A 20,245-nucleotide genomic window follows, 5' to 3' on the forward strand; every position below is an offset into this window, starting at 1 on the left:
GCCGTGCCCGCCCCGACTACACTGGCAGACCATGAGCACCCCGCTGGACAGCCCTGACCAGGGCGGCATCGCGACCCTCGATCGCGAGCTCGAAGAGCTCCTCAAAGAAGAGAACATCGAGCCGGGTGACCACGAGCGCTTCTCTCATTACGTGAAGAAGGACAAGATCCTGGAGTCCGCCATCACGGGCAAGCCGGTGCGCGCACTGTGCGGCAAGAAGTGGACACCGGGCCGCGACCCCGAGAAGTTCCCCGTGTGCCCCACCTGCAAAGAGATCTACGAGTCGCTCCAGGGCTGATCACTCCGCGTCGGCGTAGACCGTCGGGATCGCCGGGTCCGATCGGCTGAGGGCGAGCCCGCGCACGGGCAGCTCTTCGCGCACGCGCGAGTGATGCGCGCGCGCCGCTTCGACGCCGTCGGGTCCCTCATATGCGGCATCCGGTTCGCCGTCGACCACGAGCTGCACCTGCAGGGCACGGGAGTCGGGGTGGGCCGACGCGGTGTCGAGGGCTTCGAAGCCGTCCGACACGACGATGAGCTCGCTCGTCGCGGTACCCGCGTCGAGCGTGCGGAATGCGGCCTTGCGGCCCCCCTTCGACGCCTTGTCGGTCGAAGCCTTCGCCACACCGACCCATCCGCCGTCCGAGTCCTGCCGCGCGACGAGCTTGTAGACCATGCCGGCGGTCGGCGTTCCGGATCCGGTGACCACCGATGTGCCGACACCGTAGGAGTCGACGGGGGATGCCGCGAGCGCGGCGATCGCGTACTCGTCCAGGTCGCTCGTCACGGTGATGCGCGTGCCGGTCGCGCCGAGCTCGTCGAGTTGCGCGCGCACCTCGGCCGCAACGGTGGGCAGGTCGCCGGAGTCGATCCGGACCCCGCCGAGCCCGGTCCCGGCGACGCGGATGGCCGTCTGGACGCCCTGGTGGATGTCGTAGGTGTCGACGAGGAGAGTGGTGCCGGCACCGAGGGCCTCGATCTGCGCGCGGAACGCGTCCTCTTCGGTGTCGTGCAGCAGCGTCCATGCGTGGGCGGCCGTGCCCATCGTCGGGATGCCCCATCGCCGACCCGCCTCGAGGTTCGAGGTGGCGCTGAACCCGGTGATGTAGGCCGCACGCGCCGCTGCTACGGCGGAAGACTCACCGGCCCGCCGCGAGCCCATCTCGGCCAGTGGACGGTCTCCGGCGGCGATGCTCATGCGGGCGGCGGCGGTCGCGATCGCGGAGTCGTGGTTGAGGACGCTGAGCGCGAGGGTCTCGAGCACGACGGCCTCGGCGAAGGTCCCCTCGATCGTCAGGATGGGCGAGCCCGGGAAGTACAGCTCGCCCTCGCGGTAGCCCGTCACAGACCCGGTGAACTGGTAGCCCTCCAGGAAATCGAGGGTCGAGGCATCCACCACCTTCTCGTCGCGGAGGAAGCGCAGCTCCTCGTCGCCGAAGCGGAAGTCGCGGATCAGCGACAGCAGCCTGCCCGTGCCCGCGACGACGCCGAACCGTCGGGCGCCGGGGAGGCGCCGCCCGAACAGCTCGAACACGCAGCGGCGGTGGGCGGTTCCGTCGCGGAGTGCCGCGTCGACCATCGTGAGCTCATAGCGGTCCGTCAGCAGGGCAGTCGAGGCGGCCATGCGGGTCAGCCTAGTGACCCGCTGGCGTAGGGTTGATTCTCGTGAACGACGCGCCGATCGGAATCTTCGACTCCGGGGTCGGCGGGCTCACCGTCGCGCGGGCCGTCTCTGCGCTGCTGCCGCAGGAGTCGATCCTGTACATCGGCGACACCGCACGTTCGCCGTACGGGCCGAAGCCGATCGCCGACGTACGGCGCTACGCGCTCGAGGTGCTCGACGACCTCGTCGCCCAGGGCGTGAAGATGCTCGTGATCGCGTGCAACACGGCGTCCGCGGCAATGCTGCGCGACGCGCGCGAGCGATATGACGTCCCGGTGGTCGAGGTCATCAACCCCGCGGTGCGCACGGCGATGTCGACCACCCGCAACGGGCGTGTCGGCGTCATCGGCACGGCCGGGACCATCAGCTCCGGTGCGTACCAGGACATGCTCGGGGTCAACGAGCGTCTCACCGTCTTCGCGCAGGCTTGCCCGCGGTTCGTCGAGTTCGTCGAGGCCGGCGTCACCGGTTCGCCGGAGGTGCTCGCCGTCGCCGAGGAGTACCTCGCGCCGCTTCGCGCCGCCGACGTCGACACGCTCGTGCTGGGCTGCACGCACTATCCGTTCCTCGAGGGCGCCATCAGCTATGTCATGGGCCCGGATGTGAGCCTGGTGTCGAGCGACTCCGAGACCGCGAAGGACGTCTACCGTCAGCTGGTCTCCCGCGACCTGCTCGCCGGGCCGGCTGCCGAACCCCGCCACGTCTACGAAGCCACCGGTGCATCGGCAGACGAGTTCCTGCGACTCGCGCACCGCCTGATGGGCCGCGAGGTCACCGACGTGCGCCTGGTGCAGACCGGCGCCATCGACCTTCCCCGTGCCTCGAACCCTGCCCGCCGCCTCGGCTGAGGCATCCGTCCCTCCGGAGGAGAACTGCATGACCGACATCACCCGTGCCGACGGCCGTTCCGTCGACCAGCTGCGTCCCATCACGATCGAGCGCGGCTGGTCGAGCCAGGCCGAGGGGTCCGCCCTGATCTCGTTCGGGAACACCAAGGTGCTGTGCACGGCGTCGTTCACGAACGGCGTGCCGCGCTGGCTGACAGGCAAGGGCAAGGGCTGGATCACCGCCGAGTACGCGATGCTGCCACGCGCCACCAACGAGCGCAACGACCGCGAGAGCGTCAAGGGCAAGATCGGCGGCCGCACGCACGAGATCTCTCGCCTCATCGGACGGGCGCTGCGCGCCGTCGTCGACACCAAGGCCCTCGGTGAGAACACGATCGTCATCGACTGCGACGTACTGCAGGCCGACGGCGGCACACGGACGGCGGCCATCACCGGTGCCTACGTCGCACTCGCCGACGCGATCGAGTGGGGCCGCGGGAAGAGGTTCATCGGCCAGAAGGCACAGGTGCTGTTCGACTCGGTGGCCGCGGTGTCGGTCGGCATCATCGACGGCGAGCCGATGCTCGACCTCGCGTACGTCGAGGATGTGCGTGCCGAGACCGACATGAACGTCGTCGTCACGGGCCGCGGACTCTTCGTCGAGGTGCAGGGCACGGCCGAAGGTGCGCCCTTCGACAAGCGCGAGCTCGACGCCCTCCTCGAGCTCGGCGTGAACGGCTGCGCGGACCTGCGGACGCACCAGCTCGCGGCGCTGCAGCCCGCGGAAGGGGAGTGACGGATGCCGCGACAGATCGTCCTCGCGACCCACAACCCGCACAAGGTCGAGGAGTTCCAGGCGATCGTCGCGGCGACTCGCCCTGACCTCGAGGTGGTCGGATACGACGGGCCGGAGCCCGTCGAGGACGGCGTGACCTTCGCCGAGAACGCCCTCATCAAGGCGCGTGCGGCGGCCGAGCACACCGGACTTCCGTCGCTGGCGGACGACTCGGGCGTGTGCGTCGACGTGCTCGGCGGGTCCCCCGGGGTGTTCTCGGCCTACTGGGCAGGACATGCGAAGGATGCCTCCGCCAACCTGGACCTGCTGCTCGACCAGCTCTCCGACATCGGCGACCCGCACCGCACCGCGCAGTTCGTCTCGACGATCGCGCTCGTCGTGCCGGTGGCCGGGAGAGAGGCTGTCGAGCACGTGGTCGAGGGGATCTGGCCCGGACGCCTCGCGTCGGCGCCTTCGGGTGCCGGCGGGTTCGGGTACGACCCGATCTTCGTGCCCGACGGGCAGCAGGCAGGGGCCGAGCGGACGGTCGGCGAGTGGACGGCCGACGAGAAGAACGCGCAATCCCACCGCTCGCGTGCGTTCGTCGCGCTGGCCGGGCTGCTCGCCGAGCTCTGATCTCGCCCTCGTCGCCCGCGAGGGGCATGCTGGGATGAGAGCAGCCATCCGGAGCGGCCGATGTTCTTCGTGCGATGGATCCCCACCTTCCTCGCGTTCCCGCTGGGGGAGCTGATCGCCTCCGCCCTCGTGGGAACGAACCGCGATCCGCTGGGCGCGCTCGTCACGGGCGCGGTCATCGGCGGTGTGGTGGGCGCGGCGCAGTGGCTCGCGCTCGGCCGGCTGGTCGACTGGCGGTGGGCGGTGGCGTCGCTCGGCGCCACGGCGGCGGGTGCCGCCGTCTGCGCGCTCCTTCTCGGCGCGATCGCGGCCACGATCGCGGCGGGCGTCACAGGGCTCGTGACCGGGCTGCCGGTCGGAGCCGCGCAGGCACCCCTGCTGGGGCGCGGCTGGCGCATCGTGCTCGTGTGGGCGGCGAGCGTGGGAGCCGCGTGGGGCGCGGCCGGACTGGTGAGCGGCCTCGATCGCGATCCGGCCGTGTTCGGTTCGAACGGCGCTCTCGTCGCGACCGTCGTCAGCGGGATCGTGCTCCGCGTCATCCTCGCTCCGCGTCTGAGACGCCCGCCGCGGGATCAGCAGGAGTCGGCGCGCACGATCGAGGTCGCCGCGAGCATCATCGAGGTGAGGCGGGAGGCCGGCCGCAAGGACGACAAAGATCGGCCGGGCCGGGAGTGAGAATCACACTCATTCCCGACTGGGCGCGACGGCCCTCTGCGGGGCAGTCCCGGGCTTAGCCTGGGCTCATGCACGACCACGCGCCGACCGGGATCCGAGGGACGGGCAACCGTCGCCTCCTCGCGATCTCGCTCGCGATCACCTCCACCGTCATGGTGGTGCAGATCGTCGGCGCGGTGCTGTCGGGCTCCCTCGCGCTTCTCGCCGATGCCGCGCATATGTTCACGGATGCCGCGGCCCTCGTCATCGCCCTCATCGCGAGCACCGTCGCGGCCCGGCCGGCGAACGACCGCCGCACCTTCGGGTATCAGCGCGCCGAGGTGTTCGGGGCCCTGGTCAACGGCGTCATCCTGATCGTGCTGTCGGGATGGGTGGCGTTCGAAGGCATCTCCCGCCTGCTCGACCCGGGGCAGACCCAGGTCGCCGGTGGCCTCATGCTCGTCGTCGCGATCGTCGGGCTCGTGGCCAACGGTGTGGCGATGTGGCTGCTGAGCTCCGCCCAGCGACACAGCATCAACGTGCGCGGCGCGTATCTCGAGGTCCTCGGAGACCTCATCGGCTCGGCGGCCGTGATCGTCGCCGCGATCGTCATCGTCACCACCGGCTGGTACCATGCGGACGCCATCGCCTCGCTGTTCATTGCGGCGATGATCATCCCGCGCGCGGTCGGCCTGCTGCGCGAAGTCGTGTCGGTACTCGCCGAGTCGGCGCCCGAGGGTACGCACGTGCACGAGATCCGCGAGCACATCCTCGCGACACCCGGGGTCGTGGACGCGCACGACGTGCACGTGTGGCAGCTCACGCGCGGGGCGCCGGTGTTCACCGCGCACGTGGTCGTCGACGGCGCCGCTCTCACCGACGGCCGGGCCGCCGGGATCCTCAGCACCCTCCAGTCGTGCCTGTCCGACCACTTCGACGTCGAGCATTCCACCTTCCAGCTCGAGCCCGCCGGACACGTCGAGCACGAAGCCCACGCGTAGCGCCGGACGTCAGTCTTCGCGGCGCACTTCGGCGGGGGACTTGTCGGGGCGCAGCCCTCGCCACCGTGGGTGGCGCAGGATGCCGCCCGGGGTGAACTCGCCGTACTCGACTTCGCCGACGAGCTCGGGCCGTACCCAGAGCGCGTCTCGCGCGTCGAGCGGCGGCACGCCGACCAGGGGGTTCCGGTCGGTGCGCAGCGGCGTCAGCTTCTTCAGCAGCATCGACAGCGTCGAGTCGCTGAACCCGCTGCCCACGCGGCCGGCGTACTGCAGGCCGTCGGCGCCCGGGATGCCGAGCAGCAGCGACCCGAAGGTGCTGCTGCGCCCGCCCTTGCCGGGACGGATGCCCGCGATCACGACCTCCTGCGTCCGGGTGTTCTTGACCTTCAACCAGGACTCCGAGCGGCCGCCGCGGAGATATCGCGACGCCGGGTCCTTCACGACGATGCCCTCGAGGCGCAGCTGCTCGCTGGTGTCGAGCGCGGCGTCGACATCGTCGAACACGGGCGGTACGGTGATCGCTTCGACGGATGCTGCGGCCACCGCCTCGAGCACATCACGGCGTTCGCGCAGCGTGAGCGCGGCAAGGTCGTCGCCGTCGTGCGAGAGCGCGTCGAACAGGTAGTACCGCACCGGCGTCCGCCGCGCCACGCGAGCGATGTCGCCGGCGTGCTCCAGGTTCATCCGGGTCTGCAGGAGCGGGAAGCTGGGCCTGCCGTCGGGTTCGAGGGCGACGAGCTCGCCGTCCACGACGCACGGCTCCGCACCGAGGCCGGCGTCCACCGCCGTCAGCTCGGGGTAGCGGTGCGTGACTTCGTTGCCGCTGCGGGCGAACAGGCGCAGGCGCCGCCCGTCCCATGCGCCGACCGCGCGTATGCCGTCCCACTTCATCTCGACCCAGGCGTCGGTGCCCTCTCCGCGATCGGCCCACGTGCGCGCCGCCAGACGCGCCTGGGCGGGAGTCGCACTCGTCGCGAGCATCGGGCGCAGCTCTGATGCCCTTGCCGGCTGTGCGTGCTCGCGCGGATCGCCGGTGAGGGTCCGGTTCGCCTGACGGGTCCGGTGAGGCTCGGGATCTTTGTTCGAGCCGGAGCTCGCATCGCCGGCAGAAGCGGACTCCCGCCCGACAGGTGCGCGCCCGCCAGAGGGGCGAGGCGCATCGGCCTGGGGACTGGGCTCGACGACGGCGCCGCTCGGCTGAGGCCGGCCGGCAGCATCCGTCTTCATTCGATGCAGGAGCCAGCTGGACTTCTCACCTTGCCCGGCCGTGCGGATCAGCGCCAGCCGCACACGCCCGAGCGGGCCGCCGGGGCGCCCCTCGAGGGTCGCGATGACCTCGTCGTCACGCCACTTCTCCAGCTCATAGCGGCCGTCGTCCCAGATGGTCACGGTGCCGCCGCCGTATTCGCCCGCAGGGATCGTGCCCTCGAACGTGGCGTACTCCATGGGGTGGTCCTCGGTCATGATCGCGAGGTTGTTGCGCTGGTACGAGTGCGGGACGCCGCGCGGCACGGCCCAGCTCACCAGGACGCCGTCGTGTTCGAGGCGGAAGTCCCAGTGCAGTGCGGTCGCGTGATGCTCCTGGATGACGAATCGCGGCAGTTCGCCGTGAGGCGACGCGCCGAGGGGGTTCGCCGGCACCGGCTCGGGGGTCCGGTCGGCGCTCCGCTTGGAGATGTACGCCGAAAGCGGACCCGACTCGGCTTCGCGCCCGCCCGCGTGGAACCCCAGCGCGGCCATGGGGTCGCCGATGGTCTCGGCCCGCTCGAGCACCTCGGTGAACTCGAGGTGGCGCAGCCCGGGATCGTCGAGCTCGTCCCAGGTGCGCGGCGCGGCGACCGTCGGATGCGGCCGGCCACGCAGCGAGTACGGCGCGATCGTCGTCTTGGATCCGTTGTTCTGGCTCCAGTCGATGAGCACCTTGCCGTGTCGCTCGGCCTTCTTCATGCTGCTGACCACGAGGTCCTTGTGGTCGGCCTCGATCGCACGTGCGAGCTCGTTCGCGAGCGCGGAGGCCTGCTCCGTGGACTGCCCCGGCGGCAGCGCCGTGTACAGGTGGATGCCCTTGCTGCCGCTCGTGACGGGGTAGGGCTCGAGCCCCATGTCGAGCAGGATCTCGCGTGCCCAACCCGCCACCACGGCGCATTCCGCAAGCCCGGCGCCGGGCCCGGGGTCGAGGTCGAGTACGAGCCGGTCGGCGGGCCCGCGCCCCCCGACGGCGTCGAGGCGCCCGCCTGCTTGTTCGTGAAGCGCGAAGCGCCACTGGGGCACGTGCAGCTCGAGGCTCGCCACCTGAGCCAGATAGACGAGCGTCGGCACATCGCCCACCAGCGGATACTCTTTGGTGCCCGTGGAGTGGGGGATCGGCATCCTTCGCACCCACGACGGCGCGCCGCGCTCGAGGTCCTTCGCGAAGAAGACCATGCCGGGGTCGTCGTCGGTGCCGACGCCGTCCGGCCACCGCTTGCGGGTGACGGGTCGTCCCACGACATGGGGGATGAGCAGCTCGGCGATGTGCGAGTAGTAGTCGATGACCTCGCCCTTGGTGGTGCCGGTCGCGGGGTAGAGCACCTTCTCGAGGTTCGTGATGCGCAGGCGGCGGCCGCCGATGCGCACCAGCTGCTCGTCGCCCGCCATGCGCTCAGAGTATCGGCGCGGCGTCGCGCAAGGGGTGGCCGCGTGTCGGCGCCCTGGTGTTCACTGGTGGGGTGAGAGCGATCTGGAAGGGTGCACTGACGTTCGGGCTCGTCAACGTGCCGGTGAAGGTGTACTCGGCGACCGAGGACCACGATGTCTCGCTGCATCAGGTGCACAACAAGGACGGCGGGCGCATCCGCTATCAGCGGATCTGCGAGATCGACGGTGAGGTCGTGCCGTACTCCGACATAGACAAGGCCTACGACGACGGTGAGAAGACCGTGGTCCTGACCAAGGAGGACCTCGAGTCCCTGCCGGCGGAACGCAGTCGCGAGATCGACGTCGTCGAGTTCGTGCCGAGCGAGCAGATCGACCTCCTGACGCTGGACCGCGCGTACTACCTCGAGCCGGATTCGGCCTCTCCCAAGGCATATGTGCTGCTGCGCAAGACGCTCGAGCAGACCGATCGCACGGCCATCGTGCGGTTCTCCCTCCGGCAGAAGACCCGGCTGGCGGCGCTCAGGGTGCGCGACGACGTGCTGGTGCTGCAGACACTGCTGTGGGCGGACGAGGTGCGCGAAGCCGCGTTCCCGTCGCTCGACGAGTCGGTGCGCATCTCGGCGAAGGAGCTCGAGCTGTCGGCATCGCTGGTCGAGAGCTTCTCGAGCGACTTCGATCCGGAGGAGTTCAAGGACGAGTACCAGGAGGAGTTGCGCACCCTCATCGAGGCGAAGCTCGAGAAGGGCGACGCACTCGACACCTCCGAGACCTTCGGCGAGCAGGAGGAAGAGGAGGCCGGTGGCGAGGTGATCGACCTGATGGCCGCGCTCCGCGCCAGCGTCGAGAAGTCCCGTGCAGCCCGTGAGGGCGCGGGCGCGAAGGCGGCCTCAGGGACGGATGCTGCAGCCCCGGCGAAGGCCGACGCCGAGGCGCCCGCCAAGAAGCCCGCGGCGAAGAAGAAGAAGGCGTCCTGACCGGCGGTACGCCGTCGGCTCAGGCTTTGGGCGCCTCGCCGTGCTCGGGGCCCCGTTCGAACACCTCGGGATCGAGCACGAGGGCCTCTGCCTCGGCGTGGTCGGTGACGACGTCCTCACCCGCCGCGGCGGCCTTCTTGGCCTTGCTGCGCTCGCGGAGGTAGTGCCACAGCGTCACGAGCGCGGTGCCGCCGACGGCCACGAGGAGAATGAGGTCGATGTAGTTCTCGACGAACGTGGCGACGGGCGGGATATAGCCGAGCAGGTAGCCGAACATCGTGAGCCCGAAGCCCCACAGCACGGCTCCGATGAGGTTGTAGAGCGTGTACTTCCACTTGTTCATGTGGCCGATGCCGGCGGCGACGGGCGCGAAGGTGCGGACGATCGGCACGAAGCGCGCCAGGATGATCGTGAGCCCGCCGAACCGCTCGAAGAAGGCGTTGGTGCGTTCGACGTTCTTGACGCTGAACAGGCCTGATTCCTTCTTCTCGAAGACCGCAGGGCCACCCTTGTGGCCGATGTAGTACCCGACTTCACCGCCGACGAAGGCCGAGAGGCCGATCAGCAGGGACACCACCCAGATGTTGACGCCGAAGATGTTGCTCGTGTGCGTCAGCAGGCCGGAGATGACGAGCAGCGTGTCACCCGGGAGCAGGAAGCCGATGAGCAGCCCTGTCTCGGCGAACACGATGAAGCACACGACGACCAGCGCCCAGGGCCCTGCCCATTCGATGATGGCGGCCGGATCCAGCCAGGGGATCAGGGCTGTGGGAACTGCGTGCACGATGGTTGTCCCGTCGTCAGTCGGCGGAGGATGCGAGAACTCGCGTGCGGAAGGTGGGACTTGAACCCACACGCCCGAAGGCACAGGAACCTAAATCCTGCGTGTCTGCCGATTTCACCACTCCCGCGAGTGGCTCTCAGTCTACTGAGGGGACTGAGGGTCGGCTGTGGGGTGGGCCCCCGGTCGGCCAGGAGGTTTAGCGGCGGATCCCGAACAGGAAGTAGCTGGCAGGACCGATCCAGTTCACGAGGAGCGCGGGGATCCATGCGGCCTTGGGCCCGCGGACCTCGTCGGGGTCGCGATGGGCGAGATCCCAGAATGCGAGGAACGCGAACGCGACCTGCACGATGCCGAGCACGCCGAGTCCTGCCTTCGCCGCAGGGGCCATCTCCGTCTTGGTCATCTTCGTCCCTTCGTCTGTTCCTCCATCCTGCCGCGCCGGCGGTCCGCCCGCATCTGTGGATAACTTTCGGCTGGCTCTGCGGCGAATTGGGAGGATGCCTGCGTGACTTCCCCCGCCGCCCCCGTCGCGACCCTCGTGGCGGAGCGTGTGCGGGAACTGCTCCGCGCGGAGCGGTCGGATCCGGCCCGCGACCCCGAGTTCGCCGCGCAGATCGCCCGTGCGGAGGTGCGCCGCCACAACGACTTCGCTCTCGCGCGCGGCCTCGCGCCCGTCGACGACGAGACGGCATGCGTGCGGGAAGTGCTCGCCGCGGTATCAGGGTTCGGCCCGCTGCAGGCTTACCTCGACGACCCGACGGTCGAGGAGGTCTGGATCAACGCACCCGACCGGATCTTCGTGGCCCGCAGCGGAGTCCCGGAGCGCACGCCGCTCATGCTCACCGATACCGCGGTGCGCGATCTGGTGGAACGGATGCTGCAGTCCAGCGGTCGGCGGGTCGACCTGAGTCAGCCGTTCGTCGACGCGTCGCTTCCGGACGGCTCCCGGCTTCATGTCGTGATCCCCGACATCACCCGCCGGCACTGGGCCGTCAACATCCGCAAGTTCCTTCCCGCGTACCGAGATCTCGGGCGACTCGTCGCCGCGGGCTCGATCGCCCCCGAAGCTGCCACGCTGCTGCGCGACGCGATGATCGCGGGGCAGTCGGTGCTGGTCTCGGGGGCGACGCATGCGGGGAAGACGACGCTGCTCGGCGCGCTCATCGCGGCGTGCCCGCATGAGCAGCGCATCGTCACGGTCGAGGAGACCTTCGAGCTCGCCGTCGCTGCGCCGGATCTCGTCGCCCTGCAGGGCCGGCAGCCGAGTCTCGAGGGCACCGGCGAGGTGACGCTCCGCCGGCTCGTGAAGGAGGCGCTGCGCATGCGCCCCGACCGGCTCGTCGTGGGCGAGGTGCGCGATGCCGAGGCGCTCGACCTGCTGCTGGCGCTCAACACCGGCGTTCCCGGAGCCGCCACGATCCATGCCAACTCCGCCCGCGAAGCGCTCGGAAAGCTCGCCGCGCTGCCGTTGCTGGCCGGGCGCAACATCGACGCGAGCTTCGTGCAGCCGGCGGTGGCGGCATCCGTCCACGTCGTCGCGCATTGCGAGCGCGACGCGAGCGGCGCACGACGCGTGGTCGAGATCGTCGCGCCGACCGGAGTCGCGGACGGCGTGATCACCGCGCGCACGCTCTACCGGACGGTCGACGCGTGACCTTCGTATGGGGAGCGGCGCTCGCCGCCGGGCTGCTGCTGATGATGTCGCCGTGGTTCTGGCCCGCGGGCTCCGGCCGCCCGAGCGTGACGCGCCGCGGGCGGATCTCGCGACTTCTCGAAGACGCGGGGATGGCACGCGCGTCGGTGCCCTCGGTCGTCGTGGTCGCGGGGGTGTGCGCGGCAGTGGCGGCCGCGGTGGCATGGCTCATCGCGCCGGTGGCCGCGCTCGCCCTGGTCGCGGCCGTGGCCGGCGCGCTCGCTCCCTTCACCTGGCTGCGCTCGCGTCGCTCGAAGCTGCTGCGCACGCGGCGCGGACTCTGGCCGGACGTCTGCGATCTGCTCATCGCGTCGGTGCGCGCGGGGATGTCGCTGCCCGACGCGGTAGCCAGCCTCGCAGACTCGGCTCCCGCTGAACTGCGGCCTGCGTTCGCGGCGTTCGCGCGCGACATGGCGGCGTCGGGGCACTTCGACTCGAGCGTCCAGCGGCTCAAGACGAATCTGGCCGACCCCGTCGCCGACCGCATCGTCGAGACCCTGCGCATGGCGCGTCAGGTAGGCGGCACCGAGCTCACCGCGGTGCTGCGCGCGCTCGCGTCCTCCGTGCGAGCGGACGCGGCGCTGCGGGCCGAGGTCGAATCGCGGCAGTCGTGGATCCGGGGCGCGGCCGTGCTCGGCGTGATCGCCCCATGGGTCATCCTCGCGATGCTCGCCATGCGTCCCGAGGGCGCCCGCGCGTACGGCAGTCCTGGCGGCATCGCGCTCATCCTCGTCGGCGCGGCGGTGTCGCTCGTCGCGTACCGGCTCATGATCCGTCTCGGCCGCCTCCCCGAACCGAGGCGGTGGTTCGGGTGATCGGGCTCGCGATGGGCGACGTCGCGTACGCCGTCGTGCTCGGCACGGCGCTCGGTGTCGGGGTGTGCCTGCTGATCTCGCTCGCTCCGCGGTGGGGCGCGCCCAGCCTCGCGCGGCGGATCGCGCCCTACATCCGCGATGTGACCGATCCGCGCGGGCTCGACGTGGCCGCCCCCGCGGTCGGGGGCTCGCCGTTCGCGTGGTCGGCGTTCGCGCATCGCCGCCTCGCGCGGCTGGCCGGTGGAGATGCGGTGCTCGCCCGTCGCCTGCATCAAGCCGCGTGGACGATCGACGCGGCCCGCTTCCGCGGGCGGCAGCTCGCCTGGGCCATCGCCGGACTCGCGATCGGCGGCGGAGTGGTCGTCGTGCTCGTACTGGTGGGCCGCGGATCGCCCGTCCTCGGGCTGCTGCCGCCCGTCGCCGCCGTTGCGGCGGCCCTCGCGTACGACGCGTGGCTCACGCGTGCGGCAAGGGCACGGGCCACGCGGATCGAGGAGGAGCTGCCGACGGTGCTCGAGTTCCTCGCGCTGTGCCTCTCGGCGGGCGAGGGCATCCTCGACTCGCTGCGTCGTGTCAGCGACGTGGGCGCGGGGGAGCTCACCGCGGAGCTTCGCGGCGTCGTCGTGGCGGTGGGCACCGGCTCACCGCTGTCGGAATCCCTCACGCGCCTTGCCGCGGGCCTTGAGATCCCCGCTCTCACCCGCTCGATCGACCAGCTCGTGGCGGCGATAGAGCGAGGCGCGCCGCTCGCGCACGTTCTCCAGGCGCAGGCGATCGACGCCCGCGAGGACGCGAAGCGCACACTCATCGAACGCGCGGGCCGGAAGGAGATCTACATGCTCTTTCCGCTCGTCTTCTTGATCCTCCCGCTCAGCGTTCTCTTCGCGGTGTTCCCGGGGATCTTCATGCTGCGACTCGGACTCGGCTGACGGCCGGAAGGAGAAATGATGAAAGCACGGATGCTGCACCTCGCTGCTCGTCTTCGCGCGACCGCGCGCGACCTCGCCGACGACGAGCGGGGTGACGTCCCCGGGTGGGTCCTCATCACGCTGATGACCGCGGGGCTCGTCGTCGTGATCTGGGCGATGGCCGGGCCTGCCTTGGCCGACCTGTTCGAGCAGGCGATCAGTCGCGTCTCCGGGCTCTGACGTCGTGCGTGTCGTCCTCGCCCGCGCCGTGTCGGGCGTACGCGCCCGACTCGCCGCAGACCTGATCGACGACGCCGGGGCGAGTCCGGTCGAGTTCGTCCTCGTCGGGACGCTGCTCACCGTGCTCACCCTCGGAGTGCTGCAGTTCGGCCTCGCCGTGTACGTCCGCAACGTCGTGCACGACGCAGCCGTGGAGGGCGCGTATCACGCGGCCCTGGCCGACACGACGCTCGGCGACGGTGCGGAACGCACGCGCGACATCGTGGGTCGCACGATCGGCGCCGGGTACGCCACCGAGGTCAGCGTGCAGGAGACGGCGTCGCTCGGTCAGCAGACCATCGAGGTGCGTGTCCGGGCGACGCTGCCCCTTGTGGGCCTGCTCGGTGCATCGCGTGGACTGGAGGTGACGGCGCATGCACCGGTCGAATCGTTCGGCTGACGAGATCGCAGCGGGTCCGCTCGGCGACGATCGCGGATCGGCGGCGCTCGAGTTCATCCTCGTCGGGCTCCTCCTCCTGGTGCCCCTCGTCTACTTGGTCGTGACGCTGGGCCTCATCCAGGGGCAGAGCCTCGGTGCGGAGGCCGCCGCCCGTCACATCGCGCGCGCGGTGTCGACGGCGAGCGACGTCGACGACGCCCGCACGCGGGCCGACGCGGTGCTCGGGGCGGTGTCGGAGGAGTACGGACTCGACGACGTCGACCTCTCCATCGCCTGCACGCCGTCGAGCGGCATCTGTCCGCGGGCGGGCGCGACACTGCACGTGCGCGTCCGCACAACAGTCACGCTGCCGCTCGTGCCGCCCGTGCTCGACCTGGAGCGCATCGCCGCGATCCCGATCGAGGCCTCTTCGGCGCACAAGGTCTCGCGCTTCTGGAGCGAGCGGTGATCGCTCAGGTACGGCGCGCCCTCGCCCCGAAGCCCGAGTCACGCGATCCCGACGACGGAGGCAGCGTCCTCATCCTCACCCTCGGCTACGCCGTGCTCGCGATCGCGGTGATCCTCGTGTGCACCGCCGCGACGAGCCTGTACCTCGCGCAGAAGCAGCTCGACGCGGTGGCGGATGCCGCGGCTCTGGCCGCGGCAGATGGGTTCGACTTGACGGTGGTCGGTGGCGAGCCGGTCGCCACCCTCACCGACGCGGGGGTGCGCCGTGAAGCCGAGGCGATGATGGGAGCTCTCGATCCCGAGGCGCGACTCGTCTCGGCCTCGACCCCCGACGGGGTCTCCGCGCGGGTGCGGGTCGCCGGGCAGTGGCAGCCTCCCATCGTCACCGTGTTCGTGCCCGGCGGCGTCGCCCTCGAATCCACCGCGACGAGCCGCACGGCGCTGCGCTGACGCGCGGGGTTCGCAGGCGCTACGCCTCCGACGTGGCCGAGGCGCGCGCGGCGCGCGCAACCGCCTCCATGCGCGAGTGCACATCGAGCGTGCCGAGCACGTTCTGCATGTGCGCGCCGACCGTCTTGATGCTGATGCCCATCTCGGTGGCGACCTGCTTCTGGGACATCCCCTCCGTGCGACCGTCATGGATGGCGTCCGGACCCGATCCGGGCGCCATCCGTGTGCGTGCGCACGGATGAAGGGTGGATGCGATGGATGCCGTCGGCTACAGTGTCCCGGAGTCGGTGCGAGCGTCGTGCCCGCACACCGGACCGGAGGGAGGAAGAACGATGGCTGTCTCTGTAGCGCCTCGCAACCCCACCCCCTTCCGCGAGGTCGCCCGCACGCGTTGACCCGTCGGCGACCTCCTGTCCTGGAGTGTCCCACCGATGTCATACGAACGCCTCGACGCGTCCGCATCCGTTCTCTCGCCGGATCTCGAACCCGGCCGCGATCAGCGCTGGTCCACGTGGCCGGCTTCTCCGCCCACCCAGCGCGGCCCGCTGCCGCACCCGGAATGGGTCGTCACCGCGTCCGGCGCGTTCGATACCGAGCTGGGTGTCGTGAAGACCGGCAAAGAAGCCGACGTGCACCTGATCGAGCGCGCGGTGCCCGGCACCGCCGGCGTGCTCCTGGCAGCCAAGCGCTACCGCGACTCCCATCACAGTGATTTCCACCGCTCGGGCAGCTACGAGGAGGGGCGCACGATGCGCAACACGCGCGACGCACGGGCCGTGAATCGCGGGTCCTCATACGGGCGGTCGGTCGCTGCAGGCCACTGGGCGGTGAGCGAATTCGACGCGCTCTGCCGTGCCTGGCGCGCGGGGGTCCCGGTGCCGTATCCGGTGCAGGTGAGCGGCACCGAGGTGCTCATGGAGTTCGTCGGCGAGGGGCGGGCAGCCGCGCCGCGGCTGGCGCAGAGCCGGTTGCACGGAGAGCAGCTGCGCAGCGCCTTCGACCAGGTCGTCGGCATGCTCGAGGCGTTCGCGCACGCGGGATACGCACACGGCGACCTCTCGCCCTACAACCTGCTCCACCACGACGGCCGTGTCGTCGTGATCGATCTCCCGCAGATCGTCGACGTCGCCGCGAACCCTCAGGGTCTCGACTTCCTCCACCGTGACGTCGTCAACGTGTCGACGTGGTTCACCCGTCGCGGCCTCGAAAACGACCCCGAGGATGTGTTCGCCCACCTCGTCGCGATGCTCTGGTGAGCGTGGGTCAGGTGGAGTCGCGGACGTTGGACACGGGGATCTGCTTCACGTGCTGCGGGCGCGAACGACCGGAGAGAACGCCGGAGACCCCGGCGCGCGTGCGCCGGGGTCTCCGGACCCTTGGACTACCGGACGCCCTTGGCCGGTGTGGCCTCGAACGCCTTCTCGATCTCCTGCGTGAAGGTGTTGCCCTCGGCGTCCTTCGCCGTGACGCGCAGGTCGACCCAGCCGCCCTTGTCGGGCACGGGGATCTGCGCGGTGAACCCGCTGACCCACGCGCGGCTCGTGACGAAGATGTCGCCGTCACCCTCGACCGCCCCGGTGGGGGCGTCCGTCTTGGCGGACTTCAGCTCCACCGGCCTCCACTGTCCGTTCTCCCCGCGCGCCTCCAGCGTCGCACCGGTGATGGCACCGGCGGGCGAGGTGCCGGCGACATGACCGAGTTCGAGGCCGAGCGTGACCCCCGAACCCTTCTTGCGACCTTGGCCCACCTGATTGTCGATGTTGACGTCGACGTCGTAGTACGCCTGGATCATCGGCAGCAGGCGGTTGCCCCAGTCGCCGAGCTTGCCCGCGGAACGGAAGGTCCAGTCGCTGACCGTCCTCGTCGATCCTTCGAGATGCGCGCCGTCATGGGTCGCCGTGCTCACCACACGCCACTGCTGGTCGCCGTCAGGGAGGTCGAACAGATTCACGCCCTGGTGCTCCTGCTGCTTGACGAGCTGTCCGTCGATGTAGACATCGGCGGTCTGGTGCACGGTCGACGGCTCGACCCACGTGTCGAACGTCCCGGTGTGGTCGGCGTCACCGCCGTCCGCCCAGCTGGGGATGTTGACCTGGGCCCAGTCCGACACACGGTAGGGCACCCAGAACCCGGTGGCCACGTACGGGCGCACGATGCCGCCGAAGTACTCCTCGGAGGTGCGCTCGCCGCGTGTGTACGTCGTCTGCTTGTCGCGGATCTCCCACATCACGGAGCTGACGGCGACCCATTGGTTCCAGCGGAGGCTGTCGGTATTGACCCATTCGGTGCGATCCATGCCGCGCTGCGCGCGGAACGGGAACCCGCTGCCGTACTGTGCCCCGGGGACGAAGTCGTACCGGAACTCGGCCAGCTCCTCCTGCTGGCCGTGGAAGCGTGTGTCGATACGAGCCAGGTCTCTCGACGAGTGCTTGTACGCCAGCTTCTGCGGGATCTGCCCGTCGCCGTACTCGGCGATGTCGTACACGACGTCCGTCGTGGGCACACCCACCGCCGACAGCGTGACCTTCTTCCTCCCGCCGAGCTGCCCGAGCAGGGCTCGCCCTTCGACGCCGCTGATGCCGGCGACCGGGATGGACACGTTCGAGAAGTCGGCCTCCGAACCGACCCACGTGCTGAACTCGCCGTCCGCGTCGTTGACGAGGACGAGAAGCTTCGCCCCCGCCGCGGCGGCGTTGGCAGCCTGCTCGGATGGGGAGAGGTCGGTGCTGCGGGTGACCACGGCGATCTTGCCGCCCACCTCTGCCGCGGCGAGCTCGTCGGGTCTTCCCGAGCCGGCCTCGACCGCAGTGGCCTTGAACGAGCCGTCGAGGAAGGTCGAACCTGGCTGGAGGATGAGATCCAGGGCGTTCTTGCCGGCGCTCACCGTGAGCAGCGGCGTCTGCAGGCGCCAGCGCGTCGTGAACCCGAAGTCGGCGTCGTCTATCTTCATCGGCTGCGCCCACATCTCATCCGTCCACACCGGCATCGTGGCGCTGGCGAGAAAATCACCCACCTTCATGTCCATGCGGCGGAAGACCGGCTCGAGTCCCTTCTCGCCGACGTCGAGGGTGACCTGCTTCGCCGCGCGGGCGTCCAGAGCGACGGTCTTGTCGCCGTCGAGCTGGAGCGTCGGCTCGCCCACGAGGACGCTGGCGATCGTGTCGGGCGTCCGGCTGAGCTCCATGAACGACACGACCGAGTAGTCGCCCTTCATGAGGCGGAGCGTCGTCTCGCCGTCCACGGGGATCGGCTCGGCGAACTGCGTAGCCGCGTTCCACAGGAACGCGTACGTCTGGACCGGGTTGCCGTCGAAGCCCGTCGCCGTGATGGTGAGGTCGTAGCGCTCGGCCTCGGCGATCGTGCCGAGAGCGGTGCGCGTGACCGCGTCGCCGTCGACGAGGCCAACGAGCGCGCCCGAGAGCTGCGTGCCGGCCGGTACTTTCGCGGGGTCGACCGTCATGGTCACGGAGCGGGTCTCGCCTGCGGGGATGGTGAGCGACGCGGAGTCGATCGTGAGGGCGTCGAACGCGATGCCGTCCGAGAGCGGGCCCGGCTCGCCGGTGCCGTCGTCGGGGGTTGTATCGCTGAGCGTCGGCTCGAGCGCCACCGTGAGCTCGGCGTCTGTGCGGTTCGTGTACTCGATCGTGCGGGTCACCGGCGCCGGCGCCTGTCCCCACGCGAGCATTCCGAAGTCGCCGGTGCCCGACGCGATGACCGGTGCATCGAGGGCGGCCGCGACGTTGATGACGCCCGTGCCGCCCTGGTACGGCGTGTAGCCGAGGTCGACGGCGCTGCTCGCGAGCGCAGCCTTGAGCTGGGCCGACGTGTAGTCGGGGTGGGCGCCGAGCAGGATCGCGGCGGCGCCGGCGACGTGGGGCGTCGCCATCGACGTGCCGCTCATCGCGACGTAGGAGCCTTCTCCGGGGCTGTCGGCCGAGCGTGCGGCCGTGACGTCGTTGCCGGGACCGGTGACGTCGGGCTTCATTGCCCCGGAGCGCGCGAGCGGACCCTGGCTTGTGAAGTACGAAAGCGAACCGGACGGGTCGTCGACCGAGCCGACCGTGAGCGCTCGCTCCGCCGAGCCGGGGGCGCCGATGGTCTCGGGCGCGCCGGCGTTGCCGGCCGCGACCACGAACAGGGTGCCGGTCTCCTCCGAGATGCGGTTCAGGGACTCCGCCATCAGGTCCTTGCCGTCGGAGGCTTCCGTCGAACCGAGGCTCATCGACACGATCGGGGCGTTCTGGCCGGCCCACTCCATCGCGTCGATGATCCATGAGTCCTGCCCGTAGCCGTCAGCGCCGAGCACCTTGCCCACGAGCAGCTGGGCGCCGTCGGCGACGCCGCGGTGGGTGCCCCCGCTGGCCGCGCCCGTGCCGGCGATGGTGGACGCGACGTGCGTGCCGTGGCCGTTGGGGTCGGAGTCGACGTCCTCGCCGGGCACGAAGCTCTTCGATTCGGCGCTCACGTGGCCCTGCAGGTCGAGGTGGGTGTCGTCGTAGCCGGTGTCGAGAACCGCCACCGTCACGCCCTGACCGGTGTAGCCCTCAGCCCACGCTTCCGGGGCGTCGATGTAGGGCACGCTCGAGTCGAGCGTCGCGCGCACCTTGCCGTCGAGGTGGATGGACTGGATGCCTCCGGCGAAGCCGGGGGCAGTGGAGAAGCTGCGCGCGGTCGGCGCCGTGAGCGACTGCCACGCGGATGCTGCGGCGTCGTGGCCGAGGGTCGCCGCGGCGCCGCCGATGCTCTCGAGCGGCGTCAGCACGTCGAAGCCGGGGACCGGTGCCGTGAAGGACCTGGCCGCTGCGGTGTCCTGCTCGACGATGATCGGCGTCGCGTCGACGGTCGCGTCGTCGTAGCCGTAGTCGATGAGCAGCGTGACGTTGAACAGATCGGAGTCCAGCGCGCCGGACGCGAGGTAGGGCAACGCCGCGTCGGGGACGACGTGAAGATCGCCCGCCGCCTCGTACGTGCGGACCCCGGCGCCGTCGACGGCGGTGTCGATGGAGACCGTGTGGGTGCCGTCGCTGAGGTCGGTGACGGTGACGCGGTCACCCGTGATGAGGGTGACGGAGTGGGAACTGCCGGCGACCGCCCGTGTGGCGGGGGAGTTGTCTGGGGCGGAAGTGGCGGCCGCCGGCAGGGTGGTGAGGCCGATGCCTGCGATCGCGATCGTCAGGCCGCTTGTGGCGGCGACGATCGGACGGAGGCGAGGGCCGAAGGGCTGGGGTCGTGACATGCGCGAGCCTCTCGGTGTGTGGGGATCCGTGTAACCCCCACCTTCCTGTGCCGGGTGCATAAAGTG

21 protein-coding genes and 1 tRNA gene are annotated in these 20,245 nt (G+C 70.4%); 15 read left to right on the top strand and 7 right to left on the bottom strand.

Going from position 1 to position 20,245, the window contains the following annotated elements:
• The first annotated feature begins 31 nt into the window (after positions 1-31).
• Positions 32-298: a DUF3039 domain-containing protein gene (locus tag RS82_RS03230; RefSeq protein WP_045296870.1), complete on the top strand. Its 267-nt coding sequence runs from the start codon at positions 32-34 to the stop codon at positions 296-298.
• On the opposite strand, the gene RS82_RS03235 is transcribed toward RS82_RS03230, so the two are convergent.
• Positions 299-1,624: a nicotinate phosphoribosyltransferase gene (locus tag RS82_RS03235; protein ID WP_045296871.1), complete on the bottom strand. Its 1,326-nt coding sequence runs from the start codon at positions 1,622-1,624 to the stop codon at positions 299-301.
• Between the two features lie 41 nt (positions 1,625-1,665).
• On the opposite strand from RS82_RS03235, the gene murI reads away from it, so the two are divergent.
• The 5 genes from murI (at position 1,666) to RS82_RS03260 (ending at position 5,556) form a co-directional block, all read left to right on the top strand.
• Entirely contained in the window at positions 1,666-2,511 is an 846-nt protein-coding gene (gene murI / locus RS82_RS03240) for a glutamate racemase (RefSeq protein WP_045296872.1), read from the top strand.
• Between the two features lie 28 nt (positions 2,512-2,539).
• Entirely contained in the window at positions 2,540-3,286 is a 747-nt protein-coding gene (rph, locus tag RS82_RS03245; protein ID WP_045296874.1) for a ribonuclease PH, read from the top strand.
• A 3-nt stretch (positions 3,287-3,289) separates the two neighbouring features.
• Entirely contained in the window at positions 3,290-3,901 is a 612-nt protein-coding gene (gene rdgB / locus RS82_RS03250) for an RdgB/HAM1 family non-canonical purine NTP pyrophosphatase (protein WP_045296876.1), read from the top strand.
• Positions 3,902-3,961: 60 nt separating this feature from the next.
• Complete coding sequence (locus RS82_RS03255) at positions 3,962-4,576, top strand: hypothetical protein (RefSeq protein ID WP_045296878.1); 615 nt, start codon at positions 3,962-3,964, stop codon at positions 4,574-4,576.
• A 68-nt stretch (positions 4,577-4,644) separates the two neighbouring features.
• Complete coding sequence (locus RS82_RS03260; RefSeq protein ID WP_045296880.1) at positions 4,645-5,556, top strand: cation diffusion facilitator family transporter; 912 nt, start codon at positions 4,645-4,647, stop codon at positions 5,554-5,556.
• Between the two features lie 9 nt (positions 5,557-5,565).
• Here the strand turns inward: RS82_RS03260 and RS82_RS03265 are convergent, their stop codons facing one another.
• Complete coding sequence (locus RS82_RS03265) at positions 5,566-8,193, bottom strand: ATP-dependent DNA ligase (RefSeq protein WP_045296881.1); 2,628 nt, start codon at positions 8,191-8,193, stop codon at positions 5,566-5,568.
• Positions 8,194-8,264: 71 nt separating this feature from the next.
• On the opposite strand from RS82_RS03265, the gene ku reads away from it, so the two are divergent.
• Positions 8,265-9,167: a non-homologous end joining protein Ku gene (gene ku, locus RS82_RS03270; RefSeq protein WP_045296882.1), complete on the top strand. Its 903-nt coding sequence runs from the start codon at positions 8,265-8,267 to the stop codon at positions 9,165-9,167.
• A 19-nt stretch (positions 9,168-9,186) separates the two neighbouring features.
• Here ku and RS82_RS03275 read toward each other — a convergent pair whose 3' ends face one another.
• The 3 genes from RS82_RS03275 to RS82_RS03285 form a co-directional block, all read right to left on the bottom strand.
• Positions 9,187-9,951 (bottom strand): DedA family protein, encoded by a 765-nt coding sequence (locus RS82_RS03275; RefSeq protein WP_045296928.1) that lies wholly within the window; start codon positions 9,949-9,951, stop codon positions 9,187-9,189.
• A 45-nt stretch (positions 9,952-9,996) separates the two neighbouring features.
• Positions 9,997-10,078 (bottom strand) — tRNA-Leu (locus RS82_RS03280).
• Between the two features lie 69 nt (positions 10,079-10,147).
• Positions 10,148-10,354: a PLDc N-terminal domain-containing protein gene (locus tag RS82_RS03285; RefSeq protein WP_052676671.1), complete on the bottom strand. Its 207-nt coding sequence runs from the start codon at positions 10,352-10,354 to the stop codon at positions 10,148-10,150.
• Positions 10,355-10,456: 102 nt separating this feature from the next.
• Between RS82_RS03285 and RS82_RS03290 the strand changes: the two genes are divergently transcribed.
• From RS82_RS03290 to RS82_RS03320, 7 genes are read left to right on the top strand one after another with little or no spacing between them, the layout of a single operon-like run.
• Complete coding sequence (locus tag RS82_RS03290) at positions 10,457-11,605, top strand: TadA family conjugal transfer-associated ATPase (protein ID WP_045296884.1); 1,149 nt, start codon at positions 10,457-10,459, stop codon at positions 11,603-11,605.
• Positions 11,602-12,459 (top strand): type II secretion system F family protein, encoded by an 858-nt coding sequence (locus RS82_RS03295; RefSeq protein WP_045296886.1) that lies wholly within the window; start codon positions 11,602-11,604, stop codon positions 12,457-12,459. The genes RS82_RS03290 and RS82_RS03295 overlap by 4 nt, the downstream gene beginning before the upstream one ends.
• On the top strand, positions 12,456-13,388 hold the full coding sequence (locus RS82_RS03300; protein ID WP_045296888.1) for a type II secretion system F family protein: 933 nt from the start codon (positions 12,456-12,458) through the stop codon (positions 13,386-13,388). Before RS82_RS03295 ends, RS82_RS03300 begins: the two co-directional genes overlap by 4 nt.
• 30 nt (positions 13,389-13,418) lie before the next feature.
• On the top strand, positions 13,419-13,607 hold the full coding sequence (locus tag RS82_RS03305) for a hypothetical protein (protein WP_211255847.1): 189 nt from the start codon (positions 13,419-13,421) through the stop codon (positions 13,605-13,607).
• Positions 13,608-13,611: 4 nt separating this feature from the next.
• Positions 13,612-14,046 (top strand): TadE/TadG family type IV pilus assembly protein, encoded by a 435-nt coding sequence (locus tag RS82_RS03310; protein ID WP_211255846.1) that lies wholly within the window; start codon positions 13,612-13,614, stop codon positions 14,044-14,046.
• Positions 14,021-14,494 carry a M35 family metalloendopeptidase gene (locus RS82_RS03315; RefSeq protein WP_045296890.1) on the top strand — a complete coding sequence of 158 codons (474 nt, stop codon included), beginning with the start codon at positions 14,021-14,023 and terminating at the stop codon, positions 14,492-14,494. Before RS82_RS03310 ends, RS82_RS03315 begins: the two co-directional genes overlap by 26 nt.
• Positions 14,491-14,943, top strand: coding sequence for a pilus assembly protein TadG-related protein (locus tag RS82_RS03320; protein WP_245619498.1), 453 nt, complete (start codon positions 14,491-14,493; stop codon positions 14,941-14,943). Before RS82_RS03315 ends, RS82_RS03320 begins: the two co-directional genes overlap by 4 nt.
• Positions 14,944-14,962: 19 nt before the next feature.
• Here RS82_RS03320 and RS82_RS03325 read toward each other — a convergent pair whose 3' ends face one another.
• Positions 14,963-15,112, bottom strand: coding sequence for a helix-turn-helix transcriptional regulator (locus RS82_RS03325; protein ID WP_169748669.1), 150 nt, complete (start codon positions 15,110-15,112; stop codon positions 14,963-14,965).
• A 262-nt stretch (positions 15,113-15,374) separates the two neighbouring features.
• On the opposite strand from RS82_RS03325, the gene RS82_RS03330 reads away from it, so the two are divergent.
• Positions 15,375-16,199, top strand: a complete 825-nt coding sequence (locus RS82_RS03330; protein WP_045296895.1) for a serine protein kinase RIO — start codon at positions 15,375-15,377, stop codon at positions 16,197-16,199.
• Between the two features lie 125 nt (positions 16,200-16,324).
• On the opposite strand, the gene RS82_RS03335 is transcribed toward RS82_RS03330, so the two are convergent.
• Positions 16,325-20,179, bottom strand: coding sequence for a S8 family serine peptidase (locus RS82_RS03335; protein WP_052676672.1), 3,855 nt, complete (start codon positions 20,177-20,179; stop codon positions 16,325-16,327).
• Positions 20,180-20,245 lie beyond the last annotated feature (66 nt).

The organism is Microbacterium trichothecenolyticum (assembly GCF_000956465.1).
GTDB classification, from domain to species: Bacteria; Actinomycetota; Actinomycetes; order Actinomycetales; family Microbacteriaceae; genus Microbacterium; species Microbacterium trichothecenolyticum.